General features: G+C 63.6%; 19 protein-coding genes. 7 read left to right on the top strand and 12 right to left on the bottom strand.

Annotated elements, in window-relative coordinates; all coding sequences use genetic code 11:
* The first annotated feature begins 2 nt into the window (after window positions 1–2).
* The 3 genes from CK227_RS11620 to CK227_RS11610 are packed head-to-tail and all read left to right on the top strand — an operon-like array spanning window position 3 to window position 2,479.
* The gene (locus CK227_RS11620) at window positions 3–932 is read left to right on the top strand and encodes a 3-keto-5-aminohexanoate cleavage protein (protein ID WP_095770332.1); all 930 of its coding nucleotides are present in this window, start codon (window positions 3–5) and stop codon (window positions 930–932) included.
* A gap of 9 nt (window positions 933–941) precedes the next feature.
* Entirely contained in the window at window positions 942–1,454 is a 513-nt protein-coding gene (locus tag CK227_RS11615) for a GNAT family N-acetyltransferase (RefSeq protein WP_095770333.1), read from the top strand.
* A complete protein-coding gene (locus CK227_RS11610; protein ID WP_095770334.1) occupies window positions 1,451–2,479 on the top strand; it encodes a histone deacetylase family protein in 1,029 nt (342 codons plus the stop codon). Before CK227_RS11615 ends, CK227_RS11610 begins: the two co-directional genes overlap by 4 nt.
* Before the next feature lie 15 nt (window positions 2,480–2,494).
* On the opposite strand, the gene CK227_RS11605 is transcribed toward CK227_RS11610, so the two are convergent.
* The 3 genes from CK227_RS11605 to CK227_RS11595 form a co-directional block, all read right to left on the bottom strand.
* Entirely contained in the window at window positions 2,495–3,763 is a 1,269-nt protein-coding gene (locus tag CK227_RS11605; protein WP_095770335.1) for a cysteine desulfurase-like protein, read from the bottom strand.
* Between the two features lie 45 nt (window positions 3,764–3,808).
* Complete coding sequence (locus CK227_RS11600) at window positions 3,809–4,876, bottom strand: aldo/keto reductase (RefSeq protein ID WP_095770336.1); 1,068 nt, start codon at window positions 4,874–4,876, stop codon at window positions 3,809–3,811.
* 115 nt (window positions 4,877–4,991) lie between these two features.
* On the bottom strand, window positions 4,992–5,525 hold the full coding sequence (locus tag CK227_RS11595; protein ID WP_245317945.1) for a hypothetical protein: 534 nt from the start codon (window positions 5,523–5,525) through the stop codon (window positions 4,992–4,994).
* A gap of 311 nt (window positions 5,526–5,836) precedes the next feature.
* On the opposite strand from CK227_RS11595, the gene CK227_RS11590 reads away from it, so the two are divergent.
* Entirely contained in the window at window positions 5,837–6,001 is a 165-nt protein-coding gene (locus CK227_RS11590) for a hypothetical protein (protein WP_080511763.1), read from the top strand.
* Between the two features lie 55 nt (window positions 6,002–6,056).
* Here the strand turns inward: CK227_RS11590 and CK227_RS11585 are convergent, their stop codons facing one another.
* Complete coding sequence (locus CK227_RS11585; protein ID WP_095770875.1) at window positions 6,057–6,563, bottom strand: DUF1993 family protein; 507 nt, start codon at window positions 6,561–6,563, stop codon at window positions 6,057–6,059.
* 140 nt (window positions 6,564–6,703) lie between these two features.
* Between CK227_RS11585 and CK227_RS11580 the strand changes: the two genes are divergently transcribed.
* Window positions 6,704–7,756 (top strand): DUF1176 domain-containing protein, encoded by a 1,053-nt coding sequence (locus CK227_RS11580; protein WP_095770337.1) that lies wholly within the window; start codon window positions 6,704–6,706, stop codon window positions 7,754–7,756.
* Between the two features lie 21 nt (window positions 7,757–7,777).
* Here CK227_RS11580 and CK227_RS11575 read toward each other — a convergent pair whose 3' ends face one another.
* From CK227_RS11575 to CK227_RS11545, 7 genes are read right to left on the bottom strand one after another with little or no spacing between them, the layout of a single operon-like run.
* Window positions 7,778–8,677, bottom strand: coding sequence for a phospholipase (locus CK227_RS11575; protein ID WP_095770338.1), 900 nt, complete (start codon window positions 8,675–8,677; stop codon window positions 7,778–7,780).
* A gap of 32 nt (window positions 8,678–8,709) precedes the next feature.
* Window positions 8,710–10,320 carry a molybdopterin-binding/glycosyltransferase family 2 protein gene (locus tag CK227_RS11570; protein ID WP_095770339.1) on the bottom strand — a complete coding sequence of 537 codons (1,611 nt, stop codon included), beginning with the start codon at window positions 10,318–10,320 and terminating at the stop codon, window positions 8,710–8,712.
* A complete protein-coding gene (locus CK227_RS11565) occupies window positions 10,317–11,021 on the bottom strand; it encodes an XdhC family protein (protein WP_095770340.1) in 705 nt (234 codons plus the stop codon). Before CK227_RS11565 ends, CK227_RS11570 begins: the two co-directional genes overlap by 4 nt.
* Window positions 11,022–11,027: 6 nt before the next feature.
* On the bottom strand, window positions 11,028–11,366 hold the full coding sequence (locus CK227_RS11560; protein ID WP_095770876.1) for an XdhC family protein: 339 nt from the start codon (window positions 11,364–11,366) through the stop codon (window positions 11,028–11,030).
* A 49-nt stretch (window positions 11,367–11,415) separates the two neighbouring features.
* Window positions 11,416–12,666, bottom strand: coding sequence for a VWA domain-containing protein (locus tag CK227_RS11555; protein WP_095770341.1), 1,251 nt, complete (start codon window positions 12,664–12,666; stop codon window positions 11,416–11,418).
* A 4-nt stretch (window positions 12,667–12,670) separates the two neighbouring features.
* Entirely contained in the window at window positions 12,671–13,600 is a 930-nt protein-coding gene (locus tag CK227_RS11550; RefSeq protein WP_095770342.1) for a MoxR family ATPase, read from the bottom strand.
* Window positions 13,597–14,124 (bottom strand): flavin reductase, encoded by a 528-nt coding sequence (locus CK227_RS11545; protein WP_095770343.1) that lies wholly within the window; start codon window positions 14,122–14,124, stop codon window positions 13,597–13,599. The genes CK227_RS11550 and CK227_RS11545 overlap by 4 nt, the downstream gene beginning before the upstream one ends.
* Before the next feature lie 181 nt (window positions 14,125–14,305).
* Here CK227_RS11545 and CK227_RS11540 point away from each other — a divergent pair, with 181 nt between their 5' ends.
* Together CK227_RS11540 and CK227_RS11535 are read left to right on the top strand one after the other, a co-directional pair.
* On the top strand, window positions 14,306–15,373 hold the full coding sequence (locus tag CK227_RS11540) for an ABC transporter substrate-binding protein (protein WP_095770344.1): 1,068 nt from the start codon (window positions 14,306–14,308) through the stop codon (window positions 15,371–15,373).
* A complete protein-coding gene (locus CK227_RS11535) occupies window positions 15,373–16,398 on the top strand; it encodes a P1 family peptidase (protein ID WP_095770345.1) in 1,026 nt (341 codons plus the stop codon). Before CK227_RS11540 ends, CK227_RS11535 begins: the two co-directional genes overlap by 1 nt.
* A 9-nt stretch (window positions 16,399–16,407) precedes the next feature.
* Here the strand turns inward: CK227_RS11535 and CK227_RS11530 are convergent, their stop codons facing one another.
* Entirely contained in the window at window positions 16,408–16,662 is a 255-nt protein-coding gene (locus CK227_RS11530) for a DUF2171 domain-containing protein (protein ID WP_095770346.1), read from the bottom strand.
* Between the last annotated feature and the right edge of the window lie 23 nt (window positions 16,663–16,685).

Here is a 16,685-nt window from a genome sequence, read left to right as displayed (position 1 = left end):
GAATGGCGCCGCGAAAAGTCATCATCACCTGCGCCGTCACCGGCTCGGTGCATACGCCGTCCATGTCGCCCTACCTGCCGGTGACGCCGGACCAGATCGCGACCGATGCCATTGCAGCCGCTGAGGCCGGCGCGTCGATCCTGCATCTGCATGCCCGCGACCCCAAAGACGGCCGGCCGACGGCCGATCCGGAGGTGTTCATGCAGTTCCTGCCGCGCATCAAGCAGGCAACCGACGCGGTGATCAACATCACTACCGGCGGTTCTTCGCTGATGACGCTGGACCAGCGATTGGCAGCGCCGCTGCGCGCCGAGCCCGAAATGTGCTCGCTCAACATGGGCTCGATGAATTTCGCGCTGTTCCCGATGCTCGACAAGCCACGCGAATGGCAGCACGAATGGGAGCCGAAGCTGCTGGAAGCCACGCGCGACACCATCTTCAAGAACACCTTCGCCGATATGGAAGGCGTGCTTGAGAGGCTGGGCAAGGGCTGCGGCACGCGCTTCGAATTCGAATGCTACGATGTCGGCCATCTCTACTCGCTGGCGCATTTCCGCGACCGCGGGCTGGTGTCGGGGCCGCTGTTCATCCAGTTCGTGCTGGGTATTCTGGGCGGCATCGGCGCCGATCCGGACAATCTTATCCACATGAAGCGCATCGCCGACAAATTGTTCGGCGACAGCTACCAGTTCTCGGTGCTGGCTGCCGGCCGTCAGCAGATGCCGCTGATCTCGATCGCCGCGGCGATGGGCGGCAATGTCCGCGTCGGGCTGGAAGACAGTCTCTACGATGGCCGCCAGTTGGCGAAATCCAACGCCGACCAGGTGCGCCGCATCCGGGGCATTCTCGACGGCCTGTCGCTGGAGGTTGCCACACCTGCCGAGGCACGTGAGATGCTGGCGCTGAAAGGTGGCGACCGGGTGGCGTTTTGAGGCAAGACCGTGACCAAATCCAGTGACGTCCTGATCCGCCCCGGTCGCATCGATGACGCTGAAACGATCCACGCCGCGCTTCTCAAACTCGGCACCCATATCGGCGCGCATCAGGAGATCACCTCAACATCAGATGATCTCCGCCGCTACGGTTTTGGCGAAAAGCCCGCCTTCTCCACCCTGATCGCCGAGGTCGACGGCGGATTCGCCGGGCTGTGCCTGCATTTTCCGATCTTTTCGACGTGGATGGGGCGGCCCGGCGTCTATGTGCAGGACCTCTATGTCGAGGACCGGTTCCGTGGCCGCAAGATCGGCGAGCGGCTGTTGCGGCGAGTCGCTGCGGAATGCCGCAAAGAAGGTGGCGTCTATCTCAGGCTGTCGGTCGACACCGACAATGAAGGCGCCAAGGCCTTCTATGAAAGGCTGGGTATCGCCTGGTCGAGTTACGAACAGACGCAGAAAATCGTCGGCGAAGCCTTTTTTGCCTTCGCCGACGCGCCGGTCAATGGGGAGCAGGAATGAAGGCCTTTTACGCCGAAGAGCAGAAGCGCCACGACCCGAAGGCCTTTCTTTCCAGCGGTGCCGCGCAGCCCAATCCGGAAAAGCCCGAGCGGATCGAAAGATTGTTAGCCGGCGCAAAATCTGCCGGCTGCACGATCGAGCGGCCACGCAATCACGGGCTTGGCCCGGTCTCGGCGGTGCACACGCCCGAATATCTCGACTTCCTCGAACATATTTTCGAGCGCTGGCAGCGCATCGAGGGCGCCTCGGCGGAAGTGATCCCCAACATCCACCCGATCGCGCGCAACGGCTCCTATCCAGCCTCGGCCGTCGGCCAGGCTGGCTATCATATGGCCGATACCGCTTGCCCGATCTCGGGCGAAACCTGGCAAAGCGCGCTGTGGAGTGCCTGGAGTGCGGTCGAGGCGGCGGAAACGGTGATGGCTGGCGCGCCGGCAGCCTATGCGCTGTGCCGTCCACCCGGCCACCATGCCTTTGCCGACGTCGCCGGCGGCTTCTGCTTCATCAACAATTCGGCGGTCGCTGCGCAGGTGCTGCGCAAGCAGGCGGCGCGCGTGGCCATTCTCGATGTCGACCTGCACCACGGCAACGGCACGCAAGGCATCTTCTATGCCCGTCCTGACGTACTCACCGTTTCGCTGCATGCCGACCCGGTGCGCTTCTATCCGTTCTTCTGGGGTCACGCCGACGAGCGCGGCGAAGGCCCCGGCCTCGGCTATAATTTCAACCTGCCGCTGCCGCGCAAATCGGCCGACGCGGCGTTTCTGGAGGCGCTCGAAGTGGCGTTCCAGCGTATCGGCGCCTTTTCGCCGGACGCGCTGGTGGTCGCGCTCGGCCTCGACGCCTTCGAGGGCGATCCGTTCGGCGGGCTTTCGGTGACGACGCCCGGCTTCTCACGTATTGGCGAGGCGATTGCCAAACTCGGCCTGCCGAGCGTCATCGTCCAGGAGGGCGGCTATCTCTGCGACGCACTCGGCGACAATCTCACCGCCTTCCTCACCGGCTTCGACGGCAGGATGCGGTGACGGTTTCTCCTGGCGTCAGGAGCGCTGCTGCCTGAGCATCGCGATGACCCGGTGCACGCTCTCCAGCGTCTCTTCGATTTCGGCCCCAGTGTTGTAATGCGCGATGCCGATGCGCACGACCCCCTGCTCGGCCGGAATGCCGAGCTGGTGGACGATTTCCCAGGCGTAGTTGTGGCCGGACCACAGGAAGATGTTTTCGGCGTTCATCTGCCGCACGATCGTCTCCGGCACGATGCCCTCGACAGTAAAGGAGACCGTCGGCACGCGATCGGCGAGCCGCTTGCGATCGGTGATGCCATGGATGGTCAGGCCCGGAATGTCGGACAGGCCATCGATCAGCCTCTCCGCCAGCGGGTTTTCATAGGCGATCGAAACCTCGAAGGCCCTGGCGATCTTCTGCCTGCGCGAACCACTCACACCCGCTGCCGCACCCAGCCCGGCAAAGTAGTCGACGGCCGCCGTGAGGCCGGCCATCAGCTCGATCTGCGGCGTGCCAAGCTCGAACCGCTCCGGCAGGCCATTGGACGAACAGCGGCATTTGTAGGGTTTCAGGTCATTGATGATTTCGCGCCGTCCCCACAAAACGCCCATATGTGGACCGAAGAACTTGTAGGCCGAGCAGATCAGGAAATCGCAGCCGAGCTCTTGCACGTCGATCAGGCCATGCGGTGCGAACTGCACGGCATCGACATAGACCAGGGCGCCGGCCCGTTTAGCGATGGCAGTCAGGGACCTGACCCGGTTGATCGAACCCGTCAGGTTCGAGGCATAATTCAACGCGACCAGCCGTGTCTTGTCGGACAGCAGCCCGGCCAGCGCCTCCCCTTCGACCTGCCAGCTCTTTTCATCGAATGGCAGCCAGCGCACCACGAGGCCAAGATCCTCGGCCAGTTGCAGCCAGGGCGACACATTGCCCTCATGGTCCATGCGGGTGAGGATGATCTCGTCACCTGGCTTCAGCGTGCGGCCGAGCGTGCGTGACATGTGATAGGTCAGCGTCGTCATGTTGGCGCCGATGATGATTTCCTCGGGGCTCGCCGCACCAAGGAAATCGGCCATCGCCTGATGCGCCTCGTCGACGACGGATTGAGCCGCGATCGTCGTTTCGAAATAGCCCCCGAGATTGGCGTTGGTCGTGAGCAGGCAGCGCGACACCGCATCGACGACGGCCTGCGGCACCTGCGTGCCTGCGGGATTGTCGAGATAAATGCGACGGCGGCCCTTGTCGGTCAGGGAAAGCGCTGGAAATTGTCCGCGCACGGCCTCGATCGAAAAATCCGCCATTCTCTCCACCCCTTTGTTATTCCATGATAATTCTATCCCCGCCGATCAGGGACAGGGATTGCCGACCCTCTGATGGATCGCGTCCACCGCCTTCTGCATCTCCTCGGTCCAGACGACGTCCACCGAAGACAACGCCATTTCGAGCTGCGGAATGGTCGTCGCGCCGATGATATTGGAGGTGACGAAGGGCCGGCTCGACACATAGGCATTGGCAAACAACGCCGGCTCTATGCCGAAGGAGCGCGCCAGTTCATTATATTCGAGCAGCGCTTCGGCTGCATTCGGCGTCTCGTAACGCTGGCCGCGATTGAACAATTGCGAGCGCGAGCCCTGCGGTCGGGCGCCATGGTCGTATTTGCCGGTCAAATAGCCCTGCGCCAGCGGCGAATAAGGCAGCAGCGACACCTGTTCGCGCTCGCAGACCTCGGCAAGGTTCACCTCGAAGGTGCGGTTGACGAGATTGTAGGCGTTCTGGATCGACGCCACGCGCGGGCCAACGCCTTTGTCGGACTCGGCAAGAAACCGCATGAGGCCCCAGGAGCTTTCGTTCGACAGGCCGAAATGGCGGATCTTTCCCGCCTTCACCAGCTCATCGAAGACGCCGAGCGTCTCGGCGATCGGCGTTTCGTCGGCCGGTGCGCCGTCGGCATCGGCCCGCCGCCCCACGGCGCCGATGCGCGTCGGGTTGGCACCCCAGGGGATATCCCGTTCCGGCCAATGGATCTGGTAGAGGTCGAGATAGTCCGTGCCGAGCTTGGCCAGGGATTTGTCGATGGCGTCAAAAATATCGGCGCGCACCAATTGCGACGGCCTGTCGCCGCGAAACCAGGTGTTGGCGGTGCGGCCGACGACCTTGGAGGCAAGGATCACCTTGTCGCGGTTGCCCTTGGCCTTCATCCAGCTGCCGATGATCTTTTCCGTCCGCCCCTGCGTCTCCGCCTTTGGCGGGATCGGGTAGAGCTCGGCGGTGTCGATGAAATTGACGCCGCGCGAAAAAGCCAGATCCAGCTGCGCGTGGCCTTCGGCCTCGGTGTTCTGCTGGCCCCAGGTCATCGAACCAAGGCAGATCTGGGTAACAAGAAGATCGGTCCGACCGAGACGGCGTTTGTGCATGGAATTCTGCTCCGGAGGGAAAGTCTGCGCGGGAGGGAGGCTGCATGTATAGGCAAAGCCATGCCGCTCTCCAAGCCTCGCCAGGCCGACTTTTGCGTGAACCAGCGATGTTGAGCTAGCGGCGGGCGCCGGCCACGGCGCGGCGCTTGGCCTCGTCGATCAGCATGTTGGCCACCTGCATGCGGATCATGGCGCGCTGGCGCAGATGCGGGGCGACGCGATCGGGATGGTTGGTGAAGGCAAAGCTGCGGCGCATGCGACCGAAATCGGCGGCGCTCTTGGGCTGGTTCAGTCCCAGTTCGGCCGCGATCGATTCCGGATCGATCGGCGGCAGCTTTTCCTCGGGCTTCGGGTCCTCGGCAGCCAGCGCCAGCTTGGCATGTTCGAGTAAGGCGGCGAATTCGCTCGCCAGGTCGGCACCGGCCTCGCGATATTCGGCGGCGGATACCTTGATGCGGCCGGAATGGAGCTCATCGGCGACCGAGAGATAATCGAACGGAATCGACGGACGCGCGCCGGCCTCGTCGCCCCCGCTACCGTCACCCTTGTCGGAGGCAACGAAGAGGTCGTCGAGCAGCGAAGCGAAATCACGCTTGGCGCTGGTAGCGATGTCAGCCTCCCTTGCCTGACTGTCAGGTTTCCGGACCATAGAACCGGCTCGTTAAAAATACATACCACCGATCTTAATGAATTTAGCCATTCGAGGATCGTGGCCGGTCCCTCAAAACAAAAGCCGGACTGCACTTTCATGCAGTCCGGAAATTCGCCAGGAGTGGCGAGGAAAAACTGGCCACGGGCCAGTGTCGAAGCCTACGGTTCGTGCGGCGCGGAAGTTTCAGCGGGCCGCAAAAAATTCTAGGAAACTTATCCGGACATGGCAGGCATGCAAATGCTGCACTGCACAATTGTCACGATTCGCCTATATTGGCTGGCGTGGAGGACCAACCAGGAGCCTGATTCATGGGTTTCTTCACGGAAATGTTTGCCCGGCCGCGCCCGCAGGAACATCTGCGATATCGCGCGGCGCTCGCATTGCTTCATTCGATGAGCAATGCCGACCGTGCCGATATCGGCATCAAGCCCGCCGATTTTCCGCGCGTCGCCCGCGAAATGTCCATTCGCTAGATGCGTCTCGCGAGATGTCCCGGACGGATCCGGGACATCTCGGAATGCTTGCGCCTTAACGCGATCCCAGGAATGTCGCCTTGCCGAGTGGCACGCCATTGTGGCGAAGAATGTCGTAAGCGGTGGTGAGGTGGAAATAGAAATTGGGCATGGCCACATGCAGCAGATACTGCATGCCAGCCAAAGTCGTTTCGCGTCCGCCGAGTTTCAGTTCGATCACCTTGTTGTCGGAGCCGTCGATCTCGGCGGGCGAGAACGTCGCCAGAAGCGCGAGCGTCTTGGCGATCCGCGCCTCGAGTTCGGCAAAGCTTGCTTCATTGTCCTCGTATTTTGGCACCTCTCGGCCGGCCAGCCGCGACGGCGCGCCCTTGGCGTGGTCGGTGGCGATCTGCACCTGCCGGGTCAAAGCGAACATGTCGGGTGCGAGCCGCGCCGTCAAAAACACCTGCGGGTCGATCTTGCGGTCAAGCGCGTTCTGTTCGGCAGCAGCCAGCACATTGGAAAGTGCTTTCAGCCTGGTTGAAAACACGGGCACGGATGCCTCATACATCGATATCGTCACGTCAAATCTCCTGTCCGGTCGGAACGCCGGCGCAGCGAGGTAGCGCCTGCGCAAACGATTCTTCAAGCGCCGTCGGCTCCGCGTCACCACGCCGCCGCAATCGCCATGGTAGAATTTGCGTTATCGAGCGGAGATTCCCGATGAGATGCGTCCTTCTCGCAGCGACTGCCCTTCTCTCCCTTGCCACATCCGGCCAAGCGGCGCTGGCCGCCGATGACGCGCCCGAAGCACCCTATGTCGACGACCGATCGAGCGCCGAGGCGGTCATTCGCTCGCTCTACAGCGCCATCAACCGGCACGAATTCGCCCGCGCCTGGGGTTACTTCGGCGACACAAAGCCGGCTAAGGATTTCGACAGTTTCGTCAAGGGTTATGACGGCACCGACAAGGTCGAGGTCGCGACCGGTGCCATTTCGGACGACGGTGCCGCCGGCAGCATCTTCTACAATGTCCCGGTCGCCATCCGTGCCACCGACAAGAGCGGCAGCGAAAAGGTCTTTGCCGGCTGCTACACGCTGCGACAGGTCAATGCCCAGATCCAGGCGGCGCCGCCCTTCGATCCGATCCATATCGAAAAAGGCGCGCTGAAACCCTCCACCGCCGATTTCGAAGAGGCGCTGCCGCCAAGCTGCGGCGACGGCCCGCCGCCGCCGAAGAAGGATACGGCACTCGAGCAGGCCAAGAAAGCCTTCCTGGCGACCTATGGCGACCAGTGCGACAAGCAGTTCCTGGCTAATGAGCCGGAGGTGTTTTCGATCAAGTACAAGGACAAGGATGCGCAGCCCGGCGATCCCGACAAGGAAACACGGCTGTTCCATTTCTCCTGTTCGGCCGCGGCCTACAATGAAAGTTCGGTCTACTACATGACCGACGAATTGTCGGCCGTGAAGCAATTGCAGTTCGCCGAACCCAAGATGGACATCCGCTATGAGAACAACAACAGCGACGGCAAATTGCTGGGCATGAGCATCGTCGGCTTCGAGACGACCGGTTGGGCGGTCAATTCCGACTATGACGCGGAAACCCATACGATCACCACCTTCGACAAGTGGCGTGGCGTCGGCGATGCCTCCGATTCGGGAACCTATCTGTTCCGGAACGGCGATTTCTCCCTGGTCCAGTATGACGTCGATGCGTCCTATGACGGCGAGGAGAACCCTCAGACGGTCGTCGACTACAACACCGCGCCCTGAGGGACGTCGGGGCAGCGCCGATCAAGGCGCCTTCGACAGCATCCAGTTCAGCGTGCCACGCCAGTCGACCATGCGGATTGGCGTGCCGTGCGTGCCGGTCTCGAAGCGGACGAAGCGGGTCGGATAGGGATAGGCCTTCGACCTGGCGATGATGGAGCGGAAGAAGGCTTCCTGGTTCGCTACGGGAAATACCACGTCATGGCTGCCCTGGCCGAAGAAGACGGGGACATGGCGCCTGAAGGCGGGACTTGCGAGGAAACTCTCGTCCCATAGCGATCCGAGCAGCAGCAGCCCGTTGATGCGCCGGCCGGTATCGTTGCGCGCGGCAAGCTTCCAGCACAGCGCGCCGCCCATCGAGCCGCAGGCGACGAAGATTTTCGCGCCTGGGGACTGTTCGGCATAATGATCGATCAATGCCGCGACCTGTGCGGCCCCCTTGTCACCGAAATCCGGGAAATCCGGCGAGAGATAAAGCCCGCCATTGCCGGCCATCAGGTTCTTGAGCCGGTTGAAATTGCCGCCGAAAGTGAAATCGTCGACGCCCTGCTTGCGACTGCCGCCCTGCCCGTGCAGGTAGAGCACGATGAGGGCAGCTCCTTGCGTCTTGCCGACGGCGACGTGCCTGACATCGCCGGCGTCCGTCTTCAGCATCAGATCCTGCTGCACCTGGCGCACGCTGGTGTCGGTGTATTGCGGATGCACGCGCTTTTCGGGCACTTCGTCGCGCTTGTTGATATCGCGCATCTCGCGGTAGTCGATGACGGTGTAAGCGCCGCCGTCGCCCGTCGACAAGGTCGCCGGATAGGCGAAGAGATCGTCCTTGAAGGGTTTCAGTTCGAGGGCATCGGCCTGGCCGGCAAGGCCAAGAACAAATAAAGCAGCCAGAAAGGCATGGAGTGGGGAAAGAAAACGAAAGGCCATACCGCAGGCTTGCGTAATTCGGCCCGGGTTTGTCAATCCTGCAGCACGCCGCCTGCACCTTCGAGCGCCTCGCGGGTGTCGACATCGACAGACGCGCCCTCGCCGATCTCGACATCGATGACATCGAGCCCCTCGGCCTCGACCAGATGGCGTGCGCCGGTATCGCCTTCGAGATGGGCGATGGCCGGGAACAGCGCGCGCGGCAGGAGCACCGGGTTGCCGCGCTTGCCCTGATGCGAGGCGCGGACCACGGAATTGCCTCCGGCCTTGCGGAAGGCATCGATCAGCCGGTCGAGATCGCCTGATACGACGCCAGGCATATCTCCCAGAACGATCATCACGCCGGCGGTGTCCTCGGGCAGATAGGCAATGCCGGCCTTCAGCGAGGTCGACAGGCCATCGGCGAAATCGGGATTGTCGGCAAAGGTCACATCCAGCCCCGCCAGCGCCGCACGCACGCGCTCGCGCTGATGGCCGGTGACGACGATCGTGCCCGAAGCCTTCGAGCCGAGCGCGCGCTCCGCGGTGCGGCGCACCAGCGGCTTGCCGTCGAACAGCGCCATGAGCTTGTTCGGGCCGCCCATGCGGCTTGACCGGCCAGCCGCCAGAAGCACTATGGCGACCTTGAGCCGGCTCTTGGCCGGCAGCGGTTCGCGCGGCTGCGGCCGCGTCGGGATTTCCATCAGCAGCCCGCCGACCCCCATGCCGGCGATATCCTTCGCGGTGACGTCGAGGCCGGCAACCAGGCGGTCGAGCACCCAGTCGAAGCCGTTTTCCTTGGGACTGCGGGCGCAGCCGGGCGCGCCGATGACTCGCTTGCCGCCGAGTGTACCGAGCACCAGCAGATTGCCGGGATCGACCGGCATGCCGGCGCGGACAACGGTTCCGCCGGCCCTCTCGATCGCCGCGGGAACGACATCGGCGAAATCGCTCATTGCCGAGGCGCCAAAGATCACCACCAGGTCATTGTCGCGCGCCAGCGAGGCGGCGGCCTCCGCCACGGGCGCGATCTCGTGCGGCGTGCGGCGTTCCGCCGTCAACCTGCCGCCCGAACGCGCCAGCCGCGCTTCGGTGACGCGCAGCGTCTTGTCGAGCACGCTGGGCTTGATGCCCGGCAGGACCGTCTGGATGACGCCGACGCGCACCGGCTGATAGGCGTTGACGGCAAAGATCTCGCCGCCGGCGCAGATCTTCATCACGGTGTCGACCAAGGTCGAAGCGACCGCGAAGGGGATGATCTTCACAGTCGCCACCATCTGGCCTTTTTCGACCGGAGCATGCTGCGCCAGCGTGGCAATGGTGATGGCGGGATCGACGGCGTTGATGGCGTCGATCATTGCCGCGCTGACCGTGAAGATGCCGGATGCCTTGGCGTGGAGATTGACCCGGCCAGTGGCCGCCGGCCTCACCTCGATGCCGCTGAACCTCATGCTCTCGGCAATTCTTTGCGCCGCGGCGTCCTCGCCGAGATCATCCGAGGCCAGCACCGCCGCAACGACCTGCGAGACGCCAGCCCGCTTGAGTACGGAAACATCTTCGGCGCTCAGCCTGTGCGCCTTGCGAAAGCGCTTTTCACCAGCGGTGGTGGCATGCGCCAGCACCGCGCCTTCTGCCTCTTCAATCGCAATCGGACCGAATTTCACGCTACCGCGCCTTTGGCATCGAGGCCGCGCGAGCGGAAGGCGTGGATGGTCTGCGCGAGAACGGCCACGGCGATCTCGGCGGGGCTCGCGGCACCGATATCGAGCCCGATCGGCGCATGGATACGGGCGATCTGGTCGGCAGTAGCGCCCAGCGCTAGCAGGCGCTCGACGCGCTTGGCGTGCGTCTTGCGGCTACCAAGCGCACCGACATAGAAGCAATTGGCGTCTAGCGCGGCCTTCAGCGCGAAATCGTCGATCTTCGGGTCATGGGTGACGGCGGCAAGTGCGGTATAGCTGTCGAGCGGCTGGCGTTTCAGTACATCTTCCGGCCACTCGGCATGCAGAGCGACATCGGGAAAGCGGTCCGGCGTGGCAAAAGCGGTGCGCGGATCGATGATCTCGACGGGATAGCCGGCGATTTTCGCCATCGGCGCCAGCGCCTGGCTGATATGAACGGCGCCGATCACCACGAGGCGCGGCTGCGGCAGATGCGCGTTGAGAAAGAAGGTCCGCCCTTCGGCCTCGACCGAACCGGAATTGCCCGATCGAAAGGCCTTGGCGATCGCGGCTCCGAGATCCCGGGCGACCTGATCGCCCTCACGCACGATGCGGTCGCGGCCATCACCGAGATCGGTGACGAGGATCGCCGCACGGCGGGCGCGGCGCTCGGCATTCAAGGCTTTCAGCGCGTATGGATCCATCTGAGATCAGCCCAACCGCTCGACATACACCTTGATGCGGCCGCCGCAGGACAGGCCGACCTGCCAGGCGGTTTCGTCGGCGACGCCGAATTCGAGCATCCTGGCCTTGCCGGAGCCGATGACGTCGATCGCCTCGGTCACCACCGCGCCCTCGACGCAGCCGCCCGAGACCGAGCCGTGAAAATTGCCTTCGGCGTCGATGACCAGATGGCTGCCGACAGGCCTCGGCGCCGAACCCCAGGTCTCGACCACGGTGGCAATGGCGACATCCTTGCCATCCTTCATCCAACCTTCCGCGATGATCAGCGGATCGCGGGCCTCATCGAGATAATGACTGTCGTTCATCGTTGCTTCTCTCAGGGTCTGTTTTTCCAGGGGGCCGGGAAACATATGGCTATGCGGCGTGCCTCGCGCCAGCTTCCATCCATCGCCGCGGATCGACGGACTGTGCCGACTTCTTGTCCAGCGACGCGCAGAGGTCGGCGAGCGCATCGAGATTGTGTACCGAGCGGAATTCATCGGCATGCGGCAGCATCGCCTTGACGCCGCGAGCACGTGCCTGAAAACCGTCGAAGCGCAGCAACGGGTTCAACCAGATCAGCCGCCGGCAGGATTTATGCAGCCGCTCCATCTCCTGCGAAAGGCCGGCGACATCGTCGCGCTCCAGCCCGTCGGTGATCAGAAGCACGACCGCGCCCTGTCCCAGCACGCGCCGCGACCATATCAGGTTGAACTCGGCCAGTGTGTCGCCAATGCGTGTGCCGCCGGACCAGTCCTTGACCGCCGCCGAACAATCGGCAAGGGCGGCATCGGGATCGCGGTGGCGCATCTGCCGGGTCAGATTGGTCAGCCGCGTGCCGAAGACGAAGGTGTGGACGCGGCGGCGTTTTTCCGTCAGCGCGTGCAGGAAATGCAGGAAGATGCGCGTGTACTGGCTCATCGAGCCGGAAATGTCGGCCAGCACCACCAGCGGCGGGTGGACTTCACGGGCCGAGCGGAATTTCGGCAGGATCAATTCGCCGCCGGTGCGCGCGGCCGAGCGCATCATGGCGCGCGGGTCGATGCGGCGGCCATGCGCATCCGCCTTGAAGCGCCGGGTCCGCACCATGTCGAAAGGCAGCCGCAGCTCGGCGATCGCCTTCTTCGCGTCCGCAATTTCGGTAGCGTTCATCTGGGCAAAGTCCTTGTCCCGCAACACCTCGTTGCCGGAAAAGGTGAAGCGGGCATCGACCTCGATCTCAGGGACCTCCTGCGGTGGCTGGTTTTTCTGATGGCCTTCGAACATTGCCTGGCTGACGCGGTTCTCGGCCGCGCGCGGCTTCTGCTTCTCCCTGACGTCGGGCGCCACGGGCGAAAACATCGCCAGCAGTTTCTCGATCAGTTCGCGCGATTTCCAGAACAGGCGGAAGGCCTCGTCGAAGACCGGGTGATCCTCGTGCCTGGACACCAGCACGGCATGCAGCGTCCAGTAGAAATCGTCACGCGAGCCGATGCCGGCGGCCAGCACCGCCTCGATGGCGTCCTTGACCGAGGCCGGCCCGACCCGCATGCCAGCCTTGCGCAAGGTGCGGGCGAAATAGACGATGTTGTCGGCGATGCGTCCGCCCGCCGTCGCCTCTTTGGGGTCGGAACGCGGCGCCTTCATCGCGTTACTCCGCCGCCGCGAGCTCGGCCTTGACCTCGTCGAGGATGCGCCGGCCCTCGCCCGTGCCGATGCGGGCAATGTCGTCCTGGTATTTCAACAGCACGCCGATCGTGTCGGACACGGTTTCCGGGTCGAGCGCCACCTTGTCGAGTTCGGTCAGCGCGCCGGCCCAGTCTATTGTCTCGGCGACTCCCGGCACCTTGAACAATTCGATCTGGCGCAGTTTCTGGATGAAGGAGACCACCTCCGCCGAAAGCCGCTGGTTGGCCCGCGGCACCTTGCGGCGCACGATCTCCAATTCGCGCTCGGCATTGGGATAATCGACCCAGTGATACAGGCAGCGCCGCTTCAGCGCGTCGTGGATCTCGCGGGTGCGGTTGGTGGTGATGATGACGATCGGCGGTTCTTCCGCCTTGATGGTGCCGAGTTCGGGCACCGTCACCTGGTAGTCGGAGAGGATTTCGAGCAGGAACGCTTCGAAGGCTTCGTCGGTGCGGTCAAGTTCGTCGATCAGGAAGACCGGGGCCGCTCCCGTCTTGCCAGTCAACGCATCGAGCACCGGTCGGCGGATCAGGTATTTTTCCGAGAAGACGTTGCGCTCCATAGCGGAGCGGTCGACCTTGCCGGCCGCCTCCTCCATGCGGATCTCGATCATCTGCGCGGCGTAATTCCACTCGTAGACAGCAGACGAAACGTCAAGCCCTTCATAGCACTGCAGGCGGATCAGCCGGCGGCCAAGCGCCTGCGCCAACACCTTGGCGATCTCGGTCTTGCCGACGCCGGCCTCGCCCTCGAGGAACAATGGCCGGTTCATGCGCAACGACAGGAAAAGCACAGTCGCCAGCGATCGATCCGCCACATAGTCCGCGCCGGTCAGGAGATCGAGCGTCTCGTCGATCGTCCGCGGTACGGGGCGCGGTTTCAGTTCGGTCATTCTTTCTCCGTGAACGCCGTCGCTCCGCTGTCCAGGACATGGTAGCCGCGGGCGTGATAGATCAGCGGCCGCAAATTATCGCCCATGCGAAGGCCTGTCACCTTGCCAAAAAGCACACGATGCGTGGCCAGGTCCTTGGTGTCGATCAGTTCGCAGTCGAAAACGGCCAGCGCCCCCTTCAGCGTCGGTGCGCCGGTGGAGATCACGTCCCATTCGCCGAGCGCGAAACGCTCCTCGACCGGCAGGCCGGTGATGCCGGAAAAGCCGACCGACAGCGGTTCCTGATGCGAAGCCAGCGTGTTCAGGGCAAACCGGCCGTTTTTCACGAACAGCTCATTGTTGGCGTTTTCGCGGTTGAGACAGACCAGGATGGTCGGCGGCGTGTCCGACACCGAGCAGGCAGCGATTACCGTCGTGCCGCGCTTGCCGGCGAGCCCGTCGGTGGTGACCACGTGAACGTGGCCGGCAAAATGGCTCATCGCGTCGCGATAGGCCTGCGGTCCAATGTCATTCTTCTTCAGCACCGGAAATTGTCCATAGCCAGAACCCTACCGCTATATATGGCCAGACATGACATGCCACAAGCGAAGTGCTTGGCCCATATCCCGAATTCGCGTGTTGCACCAAGGCCGGGCAGCCTTTAGGTCTTGGCGAGAATTGGCGCTCGCGCTGTTATCGCGGGCTTGGGAGGAACTCTTCGGCAGGATGCGACCCGGGGCAACGATATCCGCCGCGCTGGCCTGGCTGTTCTTGGCCGGCGCCGCCAGCGCCCAGACGCTGACGATCGGCGTTGCTGCTCCGTTGTCGGGACCGTCGGCCATCCTCGGCAAGCAGATCGGGGTCGGTGCCGGGCTCGCGGCGCAAGCAAACGGCGTCGAACTCAAGACCGAGGATGATGCCTGCACCGCCGATGGCGGTGCAGCCGCGGCCAGGGCTCTTGCCGCGGCCAGGGTCAGTGTCGTGATCGGCTTCCTATGCACCGAAGCCATCGAGGCGGCGATGCCGATCCTCAAGGACGCCAATATCCCGGTCATCACCGTCGGCGTGCGCACCGAAAGCCTTACCGATCGCCGCGCCAAAACCGGCTGGCCGGTCTATCGCCTGGGGCCTCGCGGCGACGATGAGCGCAACGCCGTTGCCTCCACCCTCACCCGTCTGTGGCAGAACGAACTGTTCGCCATTATCGACGACGGCACCATCTATGGCCGCGAGATGGCCGAAACATTTCGCGCGGCGGCCGAGCAAGCGGCGCTGAAGCCGGTGTTCGTCGACACGTTCCGGCCGCAACTCGATAACCAGATAGGAATGATCGGTCGACTGAAGAAGGCCGGCGCCACGCATGTCTTTGCCGGCGGCGACGGCGACGACGTCGCCATTATGGGTCGCGATGCCGCACAGCTACAGGCCGGCATGGTCTTTGCCGGCGGCGAAAATCTGCGCACGCCGCCCGGAGACTTGGCCTATGCGACGGGCACGCTGATGATCGCGCCGCCCGAATGGGCTGATGTCGCCGACGCAAAGGCACTGGAAAGCTTCTCCGCGCAAAAGATCGTGCCGGACGGCTACACGCTGCCGGCCTATGCAGCGGTGGAGATCGCCAAGGCCGCATCGACCTTGTCCCCGGGCAAGCCGCTGACCGAGGTGCTGAGCGGGCATGATTTCACCACGGCGATCGGGCCGGTCCGCTTTGACGCCAAGGGCGACCTCAGCCAGAGCCCCTACCGCGTCTTCCGCTTCGACGGCGCGCGCTTCGTGCCTTTGGAAAGCAATTGATGTTCCGCACCGGTCCTCGCAATCTGATCACCGACGTTGCCGGCCTGCGCGTCGGCAATGCATCCGACGCCCGGCTGAAATCCGGCGTGACGACGATCCTTTGCGACGAACCGGCGGTGGCCGGTGTCCAGATCCTGGGCGGTGCGCCAGGCACGCGCGAGACGGACCTGCTCGAACCGCACAATTCGACAGAGGCGATCCACGCCGTGGTGCTGTCGGGCGGTTCGGCTTTCGGCCTCGATGCCGCGTCCGGCGTGCAGGCGGCGTTGCGCGAGCGCGGCATCGGCTTCGAGGTGGGCGGATTTCGCGTGCCGATCGTGCCGGCGGCGATCCTGTTCGACCTGCGCAATGGTGGCAACAAGGAATGGGGCCGCTATCCCCCATATCGCGATCTCGGCTATGAGGCAGCTCAATCCGCCGCCACCGATTTCCAGCTCGGCACGGTCGGTGCCGGCACAGGTGCGCTGACCGCCGGGCTGAAGGGCGGCCTGGGCTCCGCTTCGACGCTGCTGGACAGTGGCGTTACAATCGGTGCGCTGGCCGCCGTCAATCCGACCGGATCGGTGACTGTCGGGCGCACCCGCCATTTCTGGGCGGCGCCCTTCGAAATCGGCGACGAATTCGGCGGGCTCGGCTATCCCTCGCCCATGCCGGGCGATGCGAAGGAGATTTTGCTGAAATACCGCGACAAGCATGTAGGCACGCGGATGGAGACCGGCGGCAACACCACCATCGCGGTCATCGCGACGGATGCGATTCTCACCAAGGCCGCAGCGAAACGCCTGGCAATGTCGGCGCATGACGGCTTCGTGCGCGCCATCTGGCCGACGCACACGCCGGCCGATGGTGACCTGGTGTTCGCACTGGCGACGGGGACGAACGGCATCCGGCTCGAGGCCGATGCGGCAATCGACCTCTATGCCGCGGCCGGGGCCACCATGGCGCGCGCCATCAGCCGTGGCGTGTTTGCCGCGACGCCAGCCGACAACGATCTGTTTCCCGTCTGGTCGTTGCGTTTGGGCTGAATCGATCAATCAGATCGGATCGGATTTTTCTTCCTCGAACGTCACCGCCACATCGGAATTCGCTGACAGCCACACCTTCTTGCCATCGACTTCTGCAACCAGGGCCAGAGGAATGTAGTGGTGATGACCTTTGTGAGCGCCCTCGCCGCTGTCGGCCTTGGTCAGCTTGATGCGCTGGCCGTCGATCTTGTCGACAGTGCCGAGATGCACGCCATCGGCGCCGACGACTTCCATATGCTCACGAATTTTGCTGGTGTCGGTCATGGTGGTTCTCCATTGGGACTGCC

Source organism: Mesorhizobium sp. WSM4308 (genome assembly GCF_002294905.1).
Classification (GTDB): Bacteria; Pseudomonadota; Alphaproteobacteria; order Rhizobiales; family Rhizobiaceae; genus Mesorhizobium.
This window is presented reverse-complemented; position numbering and strand designations above follow the sequence as displayed.

Excerpts from the sequence above, each read along its gene's own strand:
- CK227_RS11620 (WP_095770332.1), top strand. The coding sequence starts at position 3 with ATGGCGCCGCGAAAAGTCATCATCACCTGCGCCGTCACCGGCTCGGTG.
- CK227_RS11610 (WP_095770334.1), top strand. The coding sequence starts at position 1,451 with ATGAAGGCCTTTTACGCCGAAGAGCAGAAGCGCCACGACCCGAAGGCC.
- CK227_RS11605 (WP_095770335.1), bottom strand. The coding sequence starts at position 3,763 with ATGGCGGATTTTTCGATCGAGGCCGTGCGCGGACAATTTCCAGCGCTT.
- CK227_RS11600 (WP_095770336.1), bottom strand. The coding sequence starts at position 4,876 with ATGCACAAACGCCGTCTCGGTCGGACCGATCTTCTTGTTACCCAGATC.
- CK227_RS11595 (WP_245317945.1), bottom strand. The coding sequence starts at position 5,525 with ATGGTCCGGAAACCTGACAGTCAGGCAAGGGAGGCTGACATCGCTACC.
- CK227_RS11590 (WP_080511763.1), top strand. The coding sequence starts at position 5,837 with ATGGGTTTCTTCACGGAAATGTTTGCCCGGCCGCGCCCGCAGGAACAT.
- CK227_RS11580 (WP_095770337.1), top strand. The coding sequence starts at position 6,704 with ATGAGATGCGTCCTTCTCGCAGCGACTGCCCTTCTCTCCCTTGCCACA.
- CK227_RS11575 (WP_095770338.1), bottom strand. The coding sequence starts at position 8,677 with ATGGCCTTTCGTTTTCTTTCCCCACTCCATGCCTTTCTGGCTGCTTTA.
- CK227_RS11565 (WP_095770340.1), bottom strand. The coding sequence starts at position 11,021 with ATGGATCCATACGCGCTGAAAGCCTTGAATGCCGAGCGCCGCGCCCGC.
- CK227_RS11560 (WP_095770876.1), bottom strand. The coding sequence starts at position 11,366 with ATGAACGACAGTCATTATCTCGATGAGGCCCGCGATCCGCTGATCATC.
- CK227_RS11555 (WP_095770341.1), bottom strand. The coding sequence starts at position 12,666 with ATGAAGGCGCCGCGTTCCGACCCCAAAGAGGCGACGGCGGGCGGACGC.
- CK227_RS11550 (WP_095770342.1), bottom strand. The coding sequence starts at position 13,600 with ATGACCGAACTGAAACCGCGCCCCGTACCGCGGACGATCGACGAGACG.
- CK227_RS11540 (WP_095770344.1), top strand. The coding sequence starts at position 14,306 with ATGCGACCCGGGGCAACGATATCCGCCGCGCTGGCCTGGCTGTTCTTG.
- CK227_RS11535 (WP_095770345.1), top strand. The coding sequence starts at position 15,373 with ATGTTCCGCACCGGTCCTCGCAATCTGATCACCGACGTTGCCGGCCTG.
- CK227_RS11530 (WP_095770346.1), bottom strand. The coding sequence starts at position 16,662 with ATGACCGACACCAGCAAAATTCGTGAGCATATGGAAGTCGTCGGCGCC.